A 12,443-nucleotide genomic window follows, 5' to 3' on the forward strand; every position below is an offset into this window, starting at 1 on the left:
TTTTTTATATTTAGTCACGCTCTGGTACTGATCACATCTTTCTGAATCGTTAAGATAGAACAAACAGGCAACCGGAGGATGATGGATGTGGATTAACGGTATCGAGCAAAATCAGCTTCCTGCCAGTGATCGTGCGGCACATTTCGGCGATGGGTGTTTTACCACCGCTGCTATAAAAAACGGGCAAATCCTGCTATTAGAACGGCATTTACAACGGTTAAAAGAGAGTTGCGAACAGCTGTGGCTTTACGATGTGGATTGGCAACAGCTCGAAAATGAGATGCGCAATGCTGCTCAACGTCAGCAGCAGGCGGTATTAAAAGTGATCATTAGCGCGGGCGTTGGCGGGCGGGGCTATAGCCGCATCGGTTGCGGTAAGCCTACGCGAATAATAGCCTTGTCGCCGTGGCCACAGCACTATATTCAACTGCAGCAGCAAGGTGTAAAGCTTGCTATTAGCCCTATTAACTTAGCGCGCAGCACACAATTTGCCGGGCTAAAGCATCTTAATCGTCTTGAGCAGGTGATGATTCGCGCTCATCTTGACCAGACAGATGCGGATGAAGCCTTGGTGCTTGATACTCAGGGCTGGGTAGTGGAATGTTGCGCGGCCAATTTATTTTGGCGAAAAGGTGACGCTATCTTTACCCCGACGCTGGAAACGTCTGGCGTTAACGGAATTATGCGCCGCTACCTGCTATCGCAACTGAGTGCAGCAGGCCAAACGTGTCAGATAGTTCAAAGCAAGCCTGCAGAGATTTTAGCGGCAGATGAAGTGATTATTTGTAACGCGTTAATGCCGGTTTTACCGGTCAGACAGATAGATGCGGTGAACTTTAACCAACGCACGCTGTTTAACCAGTTGCAGAAAAGCTGTAAAAAAATGGAAGAAACATGAGCCGAAGTAAAAAAATTCTTACCGCAACAGTGATGATTTTGGGTCTCGCGGCTGCCTTTAGTTACTGGCAGGTTAAACAATTTGCGTCGACCCCTTTAACGTTGCATCAGGAAACCATCTACACGCTGCCGGCAGGCACCGGACGAGTAGCATTAGAAGCGCAGCTTGAAAGCCAGCATATTATTCCACACAGCATCTGGTTTGGTGCGTTGCTTAAGCTGGAACCCGAATTAGCAACCTTTAAAGCGGGAACTTACCGGCTAGAGCAAGGCATGACTGTGCGCAGCTTGCTGCAGCTATTAGCAAGCGGTAAAGAGGCGCAATTTCCTCTACGGTTTGTTGAAGGGCAGCGGCTCAAGGAATGGTTGAGTGCGTTACGCACGGCGCCCTATATCAAACACACTTTACAAGACGATCAGTTCGCGACATTAGCCGACAAGCTCAAGGTTGAACAAAGTCAGCTGGAAGGTGGTTTTTACCCGGATACCTATCTCTATACTGCAAACACAAGCGATATGGCGATACTTGAGCGGGCACATACGCGAATGAGTAAAACGACGGATGAAGTGTGGAAAGGGCGTGCGGACAATCTGCCTTATAAAAACCAGCAACAGCTGGTCACCATGGCTTCGATCATTGAAAAAGAAACGGGCGTGAGCGAAGAGCGCGCCCGAGTCGCTTCAGTGTTTATCAACCGCTTACGGACTGGCATGCGTCTGCAGACCGATCCTACGGTGATTTATGGGATGGGTGATAACTATACCGGCACTCTGACCCGTAAAGATCTCGATGCACCAACCGATTACAATACCTATACCATTAACGGTTTGCCGCCAGGGCCGATTGCGATGCCAAGCAAAGCGTCATTAGACGCAGCGGCACATCCAGAAAAAACCAATTACCTCTATTTTGTTGCTGATGGCAAAGGCGGGCACACCTTTACCACCAATCTCGCTAGCCATAATCGTGCCGTTCAGGCTTATCGGCTCGCGTTGAAGGAAAAAAATGAAAAGTAAGTTTATCGTCATTGAAGGTCTTGAAGGCGCCGGTAAAACCACCGCTCGTAATGCGATTGTTGAGACGCTGCGTGAGAAAGGTATCCAGGATATTGTTTTTACACGAGAGCCAGGCGGAACACCTTTAGCTGAGCAGTTGCGCGTATTAGTTAAGCAAGGCATTGAAGGCGAACAGGTTACAGATAAAGCAGAATTGCTCATGCTGTACGCAGCCCGCGTTCAGCTGGTTGAAACGGTTATCAAACCAGCCTTAGCGCGTGGTGCCTGGGTTATTGGCGATCGGCACGATCTCTCTTCCCAAGCTTATCAGGGCGGTGGACGTGGTCTTGACGTTGAGCTAATGCATACCTTACGCGACGCGGTGCTGGGTGATTTTCGTCCCGATCTGACATTGTATCTGGATGTCACGCCCGAGATTGGTTTACAGCGTGCGCGTGCGCGAGGCGAGCTGGATCGCATTGAACAAGAATCGCTGCGATTCTTTGAACGTACCCGTGAGCGCTACCTCATGCTGGCTGAAAACGATCCCACAATCTTAAGCGTAGATGCGACTCAACCCCTTAAAGAAGTGACCGCGTCACTTAAAGCGACGTTGTCTTCCTGGTTAGCAGGGCAATCCGCATGAGTTGGTATCCCTGGCTGAATCAGCCTTATCGTCAGGTCATCAGTCAACATCAGGGGGGCCGCGGACATCATGCGCTGTTAATTCAGGCGATTGATGGCATGGGTGATGACGCCCTGGTGTGGGGAATGAGTCGCTGGTTGATGTGCCAACAGCGAGAAGGGCTTAAAAGTTGTGGTCATTGTCACGGCTGTCAGCTAATGCAAGCCAATACGCATCCTGACTGGTATCGGCTGGAAGCGGAAAAAGGCAAAAGCACGCTGGGCATTGATGCGGTTCGGCAGGTAACCGAAAAAATGTACCATTTTGGTCAGCAGGGCGGCGCTAAAGTCGTCTGGTTACCTGATGCCGCGCAATTAAGTGAAGCAGCAGCGAATGCCTTACTCAAAACCCTGGAAGAACCGCCCGCGAACAGCTGGTTTTTCCTAACGAGTCGTGAACCTTCTCGCTTATTAGCAACGCTACGCAGTCGCTGCATGACGTTGCATTTATCGCCTCCTGATGAAGCGCAAAGTCTGCAATGGCTGAAAAAACAGTCGCCGCAAAACGATGAATTACTGTTATCGGCGTTGCGTTTAAGTGCGGGCGCGCCTGCAGCTGCGATGACGTTACTGGAGCCGAGCCGTTTACAGGCGCGTCAAAAACTCTGTGATGGATTAGCTGGCGCGCTCCAGCAAGATACATTGCAACTGCTATCCGTACTCAACGGGGATGATGCAGCTGTGCGTATTGGATGGTTGTTGTCGTTACTGTTAGACGCCATGAAGTGGCAGCAAGGCGCAACCCAGTGGTTAAGCAATGTTGATCGTCAGGATGTGGTCGCGCTATTGGCGCAGCACTTTTCTGCCAGTGCTCTTAACACCAGCGCCCGCGACTGGATGCAATGTCGTGAACAGCTTTTGCATGTGGCTGCCGTTAACCGCGAATTACTGTTAACCGATTGTTTATTAAGCTGGGCTGATAAAATTAAGCCTGCTCTGGTCGGCTAAAACCAAACGAGAAAATGTATGTTTATTGTTGATTCCCATTGCCATCTTGATGGCCTGGATTATGAAAAAAACCATCGCGATCTGGATGATGTGATCGCTAAAGCCGCAGCGCGTGACGTCAAGTTCATGCTAGCCATCGCTACCACACTGCCTGGCTTCCACACGCTTAAAGCGCTGGTCGGCGATCGTGAAAATATTGCGCTTTCCTGTGGTGTTCACCCACTCAATCAGGAAGATGCTTACGATGTTGAAGAGTTTCGCCGTCTGGCTGCTGATCCGCGCGTCGTCGCATTGGGCGAAACAGGGCTGGATTACTATTATCAGCAAGAAACCAAAGCGCAGCAGCAGCTTTCGTTTCGCGAACATATTCGTACCGGTATTGCACTGAACAAACCGATTATCGTGCATACCCGCGATGCGCGTGAAGATACGTTGGCGATTTTGCGTGAAGAGCAGGTTGAGCGCTGCGGTGGTGTTCTGCACTGCTTTACTGAGGATCAGGCTACAGCGGCCAAACTGCTCGACATGGGTTTTTATATTTCCTTCTCGGGCATCGTGACATTCCGTAATGCTGAACAACTTCGCGAAGCCGCGCGCTATGTCCCTTTGGATCGTATGCTGGTTGAGACAGATTCTCCCTATCTCGCGCCGGTGCCATTCCGTGGCAAAGAGAATCAGCCCGCTTACACCCGCGATGTCGCTGATTACCTTGCCGTGCTTAAAGGGGTCAATATTGAAACCCTGGCAGCCGCGACGACCAAAAACTTCTCTGACCTGTTTCATATTCCGATGAGTCGTCTGGTCGATTAGTCCTTTTTATTTTATACGCTGTAATTAATCTGTATCACGCCAGGCTGGCCTTGAAAATTGTGACATGGCCAGCTTTTTATCGCCTATAATCCGCGCGAGTCAGTAAGAAATTCCTTAAAGCAGAGCGGTCTGTTTCTGGAAACGTGATAGCCGTCAAAGTACCCGTTAGTGATTTATTTTACCCTTCGTAATAAATCAAAGGCGTATAACGCCAACCGGTAAAGAATCCTCCCTCTTTGCCACGCGCACTGCGCGAAAACGCACTCATACTCAGGAGCTTCAGGCTATGTTTAAAAATGCTTTTGCCAACCTTCAAAAGGTCGGTAAATCGCTCATGCTACCGGTATCTGTTCTGCCGATTGCCGGTATTTTATTAGGGGTTGGTTCGGCTAATTTTAGCTGGTTACCTGCCGTGGTTTCGCATGTCATGGCAGAAGCGGGCGGATCGGTATTCGCCAACATGCCACTGATTTTTGCGATTGGCGTTGCACTTGGCTTTACCAACAATGACGGCGTTTCTGCGCTAGCGTCAGTGGTGGCTTATGGCATCATGGTGAAAACCATGGCGGTGGTGGCGCCATTGGTGCTTCATCTGCCTGCGGCAGAGATTGAGGCCAAGCATCTCGCGGATACTGGGGTATTAGGCGGGATTATCGCGGGTTCCATTGCCGCCTACATGTTCAACCGCTTTTATCGCATCAAACTGCCTGAATATCTTGGCTTCTTTGCCGGTAAACGTTTTGTACCGATTATCTCCGGCTTAACGGCTATCGCCTTGGGTATCGTACTCTCCTTTATCTGGCCTCCTGTCGGTACAGCGATTCAAACCTTCTCGCAATGGGCGGCTTATCAAAACCCAGTTGTGGCTTTTGGTATCTATGGCGTCGTTGAGCGCGCATTGGTGCCGTTTGGTTTGCACCATATCTGGAACGTTCCTTTCCAGATGCAAATTGGTGAATTCACCAACGCAGCCGGTCAGGTCTTCCATGGCGACATTCCTCGCTATATGGCAGGTGACCCAACTGCAGGTAAACTTTCTGGCGGCTTCCTGTTCAAAATGTATGGCTTACCTGCGGCAGCGATTGCGATTTGGCATTCAGCCAAGCCGGAAAACCGCGCTAAAGTGGGCGGCATCATGATCTCCGCTGCGCTGACCTCGTTCCTGACAGGTATCACCGAACCGATCGAGTTCTCGTTCATGTTCGTGGCGCCGATTCTGTATGTTATCCACGCTATCCTGGCGGGTCTGGCATTCCCAATCTGTATTTTGCTCGGCATGCGTGACGGCACCAGCTTCTCACACGGTTTAATCGACTTTGTGGTACTGAGCGGCAACAGCAGCAAAATCTGGCTGTTCCCTATTATCGGTATTATTTACGGTCTGATTTACTACACCGTGTTCCGCGTGTTGATCGCTAAACTGAACCTTAAAACGCCAGGCCGCGAAGAAACGATCAGTGAGCAGTCTTCGGCAACCGGCACTGAAATGGCGGGTAAATTGGTGACAGCGTTTGGTGGTAAAGAGAACATCACTAACCTTGATGCCTGTATCACGCGTTTACGTGTCAGCGTGGCGGATGTCACGAAAGTTGACCAAACTGAGCTGAAAAACCTTGGCGCCCGTGGCGTAGTGATTGCAGGCTCAGGCGTTCAGGCCATTTTCGGGACTAAATCCGATAACCTGAAAACGGATATGGATGATTACATCCGCAGCTTATAAAAGCTGGAAAAGCAAAAAGCCCCGATTGGGGCTTTTTTTATGCCTGCTGTTTACAGGTAAACGCGCAGATATTCAGTCAGACAAAGCAGCGCCATCGCCTGACCATAAGGCATTGAAGTCAGCGGTACGTTGCGATAGTAATCCAGGTCTTTCCCCATCGCCGTACCAAATGAGACCTGTTTCAATTCACCTGCATCATCGATATTGGCGATCACGCCACGCAACGCTTTTTCCGCCATTTCGCCATACTCAGCCGGTAAGTAACGTTTACGCACCGCTTTGAGAATGCCATAGGCGAATCCAGCCGTAGCCGAGGCTTCTGGATAGCTCTCAGGATCATCAAGTAAGGTTGGCCACAAGCCGCTGCTGTGTTGGCAGGTTCGTAATGCTTTTACCTGACTTTCCAACACCTGCTGTAAAAACCGACGTGTAGCATGGTGTTCCGGCCAGTTCATCATCTCCAAAAAGTCAGGAATGACAATGGTTAACCAGCTATTTCCACGCGCCCAGCGCGCATTAGCAAAATTATGGCGGCCATCAAAGCTCCAGCCGTGAAACCAGAGTCCAGTTTGACGATCCATCAGGTATTGGGTATGCAGCAAAAACTGATAGCTGGCTTCTTCAACCCACTCTTCACGATTAAGCAGTTGACCGATTTTTGCCAGAGCCATCACGCTCATCATCAACGTGTCGTCCCACAACTGTTGATGATTCTCGTTGTTATAAACGATATGTTGCAGGCCACCTTGCTCAGTGCGCGGCATTTCATACATTACCCATTCAGCCCAACGCTCCAGTACAGGCCGCCAGGCTGCATTGCCAGTTTCCTCGTAGCGGTAGGCGAGCGTCAGGAACGGGCAAACAGTATTCACGTTTTTTGTTGGCGTGCCTTCAGCCAGTCTTTCGGCGAACCAGTCATCGATTACCTTCAGCGTCTGTTGATCGCCCGTCTGCTGATAATAGTGCAGCATGCCGTACAGGCCGATGCCATGTGTCCACTCCCAACCCGCCCAGCCTTTGGTATCAATCACGCGACCATCATCAAGGCGCAATAAAAATTCGCCCGTTTCATCGGTGATGTTGACTAAATTTTGCGTCAATTTTTGGATCAGCTGCACCAGTTCGCTGCGTGGCAGCAAATGTTCAGGTTGACGCAACAGGGCGCTTTGTTTCACAGGAAATACAGTCATGGTTCATTCCTATCTTTTTAACGTCGAGGTCAAGGGGGAAAGTACAGCACGCTGATTGGGCAGCGGCGGGGCAGCGGGCTTATCTCGATTGAGAAAACCAATGTTGTTATTGCCCCATAAATTTTCGTAAGGCATGCCAGCCAGTGTTTCGACAATCTGGCGTGCTTCAGGCGTGATGCCTTCAGGTACTACGCGATTCGCTTCGCGCATTTTTAGCGTTTCTTCACGCAGCACAGTATGTGTCTGCAGGTTGAGCTTGAAACGCAAAGAGACGAGGAAGCCGCAGGCCAATACACAGACCGTACCAATACTGAGAATCGCTAAAATGGTATGGCTGACGCCAGGCACCTGGGTTGCTTGTCCCGATACAAAGCCAGACAATTGCAGAACGATACCGACAAACATCACCGCACCGGCCTGAGAGGCCTTACGCGTTAATGTCATAATACCGGCGAAGATACCTTCACGACGCTGACCGGTGATCACCTCATCAACATCGGCGATATAGGTATAAGTATTCCAGGGAACGTAATTGATACCGCCACGGCCCAAACCGGCTACGGCTGAAATCAGTAGCAGTAACGAGAAGTTATCGTTCATGCCGGCGTACCACAGGCCTGCGTATGAAAGCGCTGCAAGACCAAACAGCACTACCACCAATCGGTAAGCGGGTGCCGGTCCCATACGGATACAGAGCGGAATCATCCCCATTACCGCAATAAACTGCAGAACTGCCATAGTACCCATTAAATTGGAGGCAATTTGCGCACTTTGCATCAGCACAAACACTACATACCAGGTAAAGACGGCATTAAACACGTCCTGCGCGATGTAACCGCCAAGATACATACCAAGATGCTGACGGAAAATACGAATGCGCAGCGTTGAAGCCAGTTCAACATATAAGCGCTTCAGACTCTGCATCAACGTCAGGCTTTGCTTCTCTTCTTCTGCACGTCGTGATTCTTCAGAAAAATCACTCGCATCGCGTTCCCAGGTAAAGAGCCACACCAGTGTTAGCACCACTGCGCAAATCACTGAGAAGACCAAACTGGCGTAGAAAAAGGATTGAGGATTATCTTTGCCTAGCGCACCCAACAAAATGCCCGGCAGGAAGGCGGCAAGAATTGCTGAAAGCTGAGCCAGTGCGATACGAGCACCTGAAAAACGGGTTTTTTGTTTGAAGTCATCCGTCATTTCTGGCACCAGCGTTTCGTAAGGTACCAAAATCATGGTGTAAACCATGTCGAACAGCAGGTAGGTACAGAGGTACCACCAGAAGTTCATGTCACTAATCCACATCAGGCTGTAGCTAAAGACACACGGAATACCCAGCATGATAAAGAATTTGCGACGGCCAAAACGTTTACCTAGCCAGGTTGAGCCAAAGTTATCCGTCAGGAATCCCATTAATGGGCTGATTACCGCATCGAGCACGCGTGCTGCGGCAAAGATCAGGGTCGCTTCAATAGGCGTTAAGCCGCAGAAGGTGGTGTAAAAGTATAACAGCCAGGCGGCGGTCAGCGCCGTGGTGCCCGCTCCGAGAAAATCTCCGGAGCCGTAGGCCAGATAGTGACCAAGACCAATTTTACGTGAGCGCATCACGGGTGCTCCTTGTATGTAAAAGTCTGTACATCCTTCATCGTTCCGGACTTCTTTCTCGGATTGGTTAGAAAGTAGAGCCGTCAGCGCGGGCAAACCTTCGCGATTTGGCAACCTCTTACGTGGACTTGGCAAAATAACAAAGAAAAGGACGATTAAATTCTAATTTATAAAACAGTGTTTCATTTTTGTGGGCGATTACGCACCAGAAGCGTGGGTGGCGTTGCAAGTGAGAAGGTAGAGCGAAGAAATGGTTTAAAGGCAGGCAATCAATCCAATAAAAGTGGTCCTGAGGTTGAAAGAAAACAAATTTGTCCCGCATACTGATTGATTACGACTCAGGCTAAAGGAATTGCATCATGGCTGAAGAAACGATTTTCAGTAAAATTATTCGTCGCGAAATCCCCGCTGATGTGGTGTATCAGGATGAGTTGGTCACGGCGTTCCGTGATATTTCACCTAAAGCACCCACGCATGTTCTTATTGTTCCTAACGTATTAATTCCTACTGCTAACGATGTCACCGAAGCCCACGAGCACGCGTTGGGTCGCATGTTTACGGCTGCGGCTAAAATTGCGCGTGATGAAGGCATTGATGAGAATGGTTACCGCCTAATCGTTAACTGCAATAAACATGGCGGGCAGGAGGTTTATCATATCCATATGCATCTGCTGGGTGGCGAACCGCTTGGCCCAATGCTTTCTAACTGATCCTTTGAACGGAAACGTGCTATGCGCCAATGGCTAATCAGCCTGCCGTTCTTGCTCAGCCTGGCTGGCTGCAGCAGCGACAAACCGATGATTGACACCTCGCAATCGCTGGTGATGGAGTCTGCGGTGCTGTCGGCAGGCATCATTACTGATGATCCTAAGCTTGACGAAGAGGATGGCCAGAAACGTGCCAGTAGCGTGCTCTATAATCAACGCGAAACACCGGTGATTGTGCACTATCGTTATTATTGGTATGACGAAAAAGGGTTGGAAATCACGCCGCAAGAACCGGCTCAAACCGTTACGGTTCCGCCACTTAGTAGCCTTGCTGTTACTTCTCAACTCGGCAACCTGACCGCCAGCAAGGTTCGTCTCTATCTTTATCTCTGAGGACTGTTACGTGATTCGCAGTGTAAATCGTACTGGAGTGCTAATGATGGCGCTCATTCTTACAGGTTGTGTGGTGAAACAGCAACAGCCTGCTCCGGTTGAACCGACTCAACCCGTTGAGCCGACTCAGCCTGTTCCTGCGCCGGAACCGATTCCGCAACCGCAACCGATCCCGCAGCCGCCAAAGCTTAAAACCATCAACTGGGATGCCAGCGTGCAGCCACTGGTTGCGCAGATGCTGAATGCCGCAGGCCCTGAAGCCGGCAGCGTATTGCTGGTGGATCGCATTAAAAACAGCACCAATGGCGCACTGCAAAGTGAAAAAGCCACCGATTCGATTCAAAATGCATTGAATAACAATGGCAAATATACGCTGGTCTCTTCCGATCAAATTACCCAAGCGAAACAGACGCTGGGATTGCCGGCAGACGATAGCTTAAATTCGCGCAGTAAGGCGATTGGCCTGGCGCGTTACCTTAATGCGCAATATGTGTTGTACAGCAACGCGCAGGGTGATGTGAAAACGCCAACGCTACAGATGCAGTTGATGTTGGTGCAAACCGGCGAAATTATCTGGTCTGGCAACGGCGTCGCTCAGAATTAATTCTGCAATGCAGCGGATGATTGCCCGCCATTTAGGTGAGAGTGCTCTGGCGCGTGTGACCCCGCTAGCGGGGTTAACCGGACAAAGCCAAGTCATTGAATGCGCGCAGGGAAAGTTTATAGCACGCCCTGCGCCGCAGCCTGCCATCCCGTTTGTCGATCGTCAACGTGAATATCGCCTTTTGAACAGGCTGCACGCTGGCGGTTTAACGGCCAAACCGCTGGCAGGTGATCGATATGGCCTATTGTTAGCCTGGCAGCAGGGCGAAGCGATGAAACCTGAGGCATTCTCTCTACATGTGCCACAAATCGTTGCGCTGTTACGGCATTTGCATCAGCAGCCGTTAACCGGTTATCGCCTCAAACTCTTGCCACTGTTGTGGCAATACTGGCAGCTTTGTCGCCAGCGCAATCTGCCCTGGCTGCAAGCGCTTCAACGCTTAACGCGGATTGGCGAACCTTCGCCGCTGCGATTAGCCCCGCTTCACATGGATGTTCATGCCGGAAACATCATTGTGGCGCATGAAGGTCTGCATCTTATTGATTGGGAATATGCAGCTGATGGTGATATCGCACTGGAACTGGCAGCGGTATGCGCTGCCGATCCTACGCAACAGCTTCGTTGGTTAACAACCTATGCACAAGCCGCGCAATTACCCTGTGCGCAGCTACAACGGCAGGTAAACCACTGGCAGCCATGGCTGCGTTTACTCATGGCTAGTTGGTATCAGTTACGCGCTGAGCAAAGCGGCGAAAAAGCTTTGCAACAGATGGCTCGTGAGAGCTGGGAACAGATTTAATCGCTTTACGCTGATTGCGTAAGGTCACAGGATTTAGGTCATGACTACACATTTACCCGGTCCGCTGATGCTGGACGTGGAAGGTTACGAGCTGGATGCAGAAGAACGCGAAATTCTCAAACATCCTTTAGTGGGCGGGCTGATTTTGTTTGCCCGCAATTACCATGATCCTGCCCAGCTTGCAGAGCTGGTGCGGCAAATTCGCGCAGCTTCACATACGCGATTAGTGGTTGCAGTAGATCAGGAAGGCGGTCGCGTTCAACGTTTCCGTGAAGGATTCACTCAATTACCTGCGATGCAATCTTTCGCTGCGCTGCATGACAGGCAAACCGCCGGTGAATTGGCACAGCAGGCGGGCTGGCAAATGGCCGCAGAAATGATCGCTTTAGACATTGATATCAGTTTTGCGCCCGTTCTGGACATTGGGCATATCAGTGCGGCCATTGGTGATCGCGCCTTCCATGAAGATCCTGAGATTGCGCTAGCCGTGGCGCGTCGCTTTATTGCTGGTATGCATGAAGCGGGAATGAAAACCACCGGCAAGCATTTTCCAGGACATGGTGCCGTGAGTGCCGACTCGCATAAAGAGACGCCACGCGATCCGCGCGATGAAGCTACGTTGCGACAGCACGATATGGCGATATTTCGTACCCTGATTACTGAGCAGGCGCTTGATGCCATTATGCCCGCTCACGTTATTTATACTGAAATCGACGATTTGCCTGCCAGCGGTTCGCCGTATTGGCTAAAAACCGTGCTGCGCAAAGAGCTGGGTTTTGAGGGGGTCATCTTTTCCGACGATTTATCGATGGAAGGGGCAGCGGTGATGGGGAGCTATCCTGAACGGGCACAGCAGTCATTGTCTGCAGGTTGCGATATGATTTTGGTGTGTAATCAGCGTCAGGGCGCTATCAGTGTGCTGGATAGTTTGACCGTGATCGAAGCTGAGCGTGTCTCTCAGCTGTACCATCGAGGAACGTTTACTCGCCAAAGTTTGCAAGCGAGCTCGCGCTGGAAAAACAATGCACAGCAGTTGAGTTCGTTACAGCAGCGCTGGCTGGCTCATAAAGCGTCGAGGTAAATTCACAGCCCG

13 protein-coding genes are annotated in these 12,443 nt (G+C 50.5%); 11 read left to right on the forward strand and 2 right to left on the reverse strand.

Annotation, left to right across the window (positions count from 1 at the left end; genetic code table 11):
* The first annotated feature begins 85 nt into the window (after positions 1-85).
* The 6 genes from pabC to ptsG all read left to right on the forward strand — a co-directional run bounded on the left by pabC (position 86) and on the right by ptsG (position 6,055).
* Positions 86-898: an aminodeoxychorismate lyase gene (pabC, locus tag ACF2G4_RS03345; RefSeq protein WP_409075507.1), complete on the forward strand. Its 813-nt coding sequence runs from the start codon at positions 86-88 to the stop codon at positions 896-898.
* Positions 895-1,914: an endolytic transglycosylase MltG gene (gene mltG, locus ACF2G4_RS03350; protein WP_409075508.1), complete on the forward strand. Its 1,020-nt coding sequence runs from the start codon at positions 895-897 to the stop codon at positions 1,912-1,914. Before pabC ends, mltG begins: the two co-directional genes overlap by 4 nt.
* Positions 1,904-2,539 (forward strand): dTMP kinase, encoded by a 636-nt coding sequence (tmk, locus tag ACF2G4_RS03355; RefSeq protein ID WP_243078155.1) that lies wholly within the window; start codon positions 1,904-1,906, stop codon positions 2,537-2,539. The genes mltG and tmk overlap by 11 nt, the downstream gene beginning before the upstream one ends.
* Complete coding sequence (gene holB, locus ACF2G4_RS03360; RefSeq protein WP_409075509.1) at positions 2,536-3,525, forward strand: DNA polymerase III subunit delta'; 990 nt, start codon at positions 2,536-2,538, stop codon at positions 3,523-3,525. The genes tmk and holB overlap by 4 nt, the downstream gene beginning before the upstream one ends.
* Positions 3,526-3,543: 18 nt before the next feature.
* Entirely contained in the window at positions 3,544-4,335 is a 792-nt protein-coding gene (locus tag ACF2G4_RS03365) for a metal-dependent hydrolase (protein ID WP_409075510.1), read from the forward strand.
* Positions 4,336-4,621: 286 nt separating this feature from the next.
* Positions 4,622-6,055, forward strand: coding sequence for a PTS glucose transporter subunit IIBC (ptsG, locus tag ACF2G4_RS03370; protein WP_215847063.1), 1,434 nt, complete (start codon positions 4,622-4,624; stop codon positions 6,053-6,055).
* A gap of 50 nt (positions 6,056-6,105) precedes the next feature.
* Here ptsG and ACF2G4_RS03375 read toward each other — a convergent pair whose 3' ends face one another.
* Both ACF2G4_RS03375 and ACF2G4_RS03380 read right to left on the reverse strand, forming a co-directional pair.
* Entirely contained in the window at positions 6,106-7,245 is a 1,140-nt protein-coding gene (locus ACF2G4_RS03375; protein ID WP_215847062.1) for a glycoside hydrolase family 105 protein, read from the reverse strand.
* A 9-nt stretch (positions 7,246-7,254) separates the two neighbouring features.
* On the reverse strand, positions 7,255-8,847 hold the full coding sequence (locus tag ACF2G4_RS03380; protein ID WP_243078151.1) for an MFS transporter: 1,593 nt from the start codon (positions 8,845-8,847) through the stop codon (positions 7,255-7,257).
* 359 nt (positions 8,848-9,206) lie between these two features.
* Between ACF2G4_RS03380 and hinT the strand changes: the two genes are divergently transcribed.
* Genes hinT through nagZ form a run of 5 tightly spaced genes read left to right on the forward strand, consistent with a single transcriptional unit; the run spans position 9,207 to position 12,431 of the window.
* The gene (hinT, locus tag ACF2G4_RS03385; RefSeq protein ID WP_215847060.1) at positions 9,207-9,557 is read left to right on the forward strand and encodes a purine nucleoside phosphoramidase; all 351 of its coding nucleotides are present in this window, start codon (positions 9,207-9,209) and stop codon (positions 9,555-9,557) included.
* Between the two features lie 21 nt (positions 9,558-9,578).
* Positions 9,579-9,947 carry a YcfL family protein gene (locus tag ACF2G4_RS03390; protein WP_215847059.1) on the forward strand — a complete coding sequence of 123 codons (369 nt, stop codon included), beginning with the start codon at positions 9,579-9,581 and terminating at the stop codon, positions 9,945-9,947.
* A 10-nt stretch (positions 9,948-9,957) separates the two neighbouring features.
* Positions 9,958-10,551, forward strand: a complete 594-nt coding sequence (gene lpoB, locus ACF2G4_RS03395) for a penicillin-binding protein activator LpoB (RefSeq protein ID WP_409075511.1) — start codon at positions 9,958-9,960, stop codon at positions 10,549-10,551.
* Between the two features lie 16 nt (positions 10,552-10,567).
* Positions 10,568-11,350, forward strand: coding sequence for a thiamine kinase (gene thiK / locus ACF2G4_RS03400; protein WP_409075939.1), 783 nt, complete (start codon positions 10,568-10,570; stop codon positions 11,348-11,350).
* Between the two features lie 40 nt (positions 11,351-11,390).
* Positions 11,391-12,431, forward strand: coding sequence for a beta-N-acetylhexosaminidase (gene nagZ, locus ACF2G4_RS03405; RefSeq protein ID WP_243078149.1), 1,041 nt, complete (start codon positions 11,391-11,393; stop codon positions 12,429-12,431).
* Positions 12,432-12,443 lie beyond the last annotated feature (12 nt).

Source organism: Pantoea phytostimulans (assembly GCF_046118715.1).
Lineage (GTDB): Bacteria > Pseudomonadota > Gammaproteobacteria > Enterobacterales > Enterobacteriaceae > Pantoea > Pantoea phytostimulans.

Coding starts and splice junctions, on each gene's coding strand:
- pabC (WP_409075507.1), top strand. CDS start 86: ATGTGGATTAACGGTATCGAGCAAAATCAGCTTCCTGCCAGTGATCGT.
- mltG (WP_409075508.1), top strand. CDS start 895: ATGAGCCGAAGTAAAAAAATTCTTACCGCAACAGTGATGATTTTGGGT.
- tmk (WP_243078155.1), top strand. CDS start 1,904: ATGAAAAGTAAGTTTATCGTCATTGAAGGTCTTGAAGGCGCCGGTAAA.
- holB (WP_409075509.1), top strand. CDS start 2,536: ATGAGTTGGTATCCCTGGCTGAATCAGCCTTATCGTCAGGTCATCAGT.
- ACF2G4_RS03365 (WP_409075510.1), top strand. CDS start 3,544: ATGTTTATTGTTGATTCCCATTGCCATCTTGATGGCCTGGATTATGAA.
- ptsG (WP_215847063.1), top strand. CDS start 4,622: ATGTTTAAAAATGCTTTTGCCAACCTTCAAAAGGTCGGTAAATCGCTC.
- ACF2G4_RS03375 (WP_215847062.1), bottom strand. CDS start 7,245: ATGACTGTATTTCCTGTGAAACAAAGCGCCCTGTTGCGTCAACCTGAA.
- ACF2G4_RS03380 (WP_243078151.1), bottom strand. CDS start 8,847: ATGCGCTCACGTAAAATTGGTCTTGGTCACTATCTGGCCTACGGCTCC.
- hinT (WP_215847060.1), top strand. CDS start 9,207: ATGGCTGAAGAAACGATTTTCAGTAAAATTATTCGTCGCGAAATCCCC.
- ACF2G4_RS03390 (WP_215847059.1), top strand. CDS start 9,579: ATGCGCCAATGGCTAATCAGCCTGCCGTTCTTGCTCAGCCTGGCTGGC.
- thiK (WP_409075939.1), top strand. CDS start 10,568: ATGATTGCCCGCCATTTAGGTGAGAGTGCTCTGGCGCGTGTGACCCCG.
- nagZ (WP_243078149.1), top strand. CDS start 11,391: ATGACTACACATTTACCCGGTCCGCTGATGCTGGACGTGGAAGGTTAC.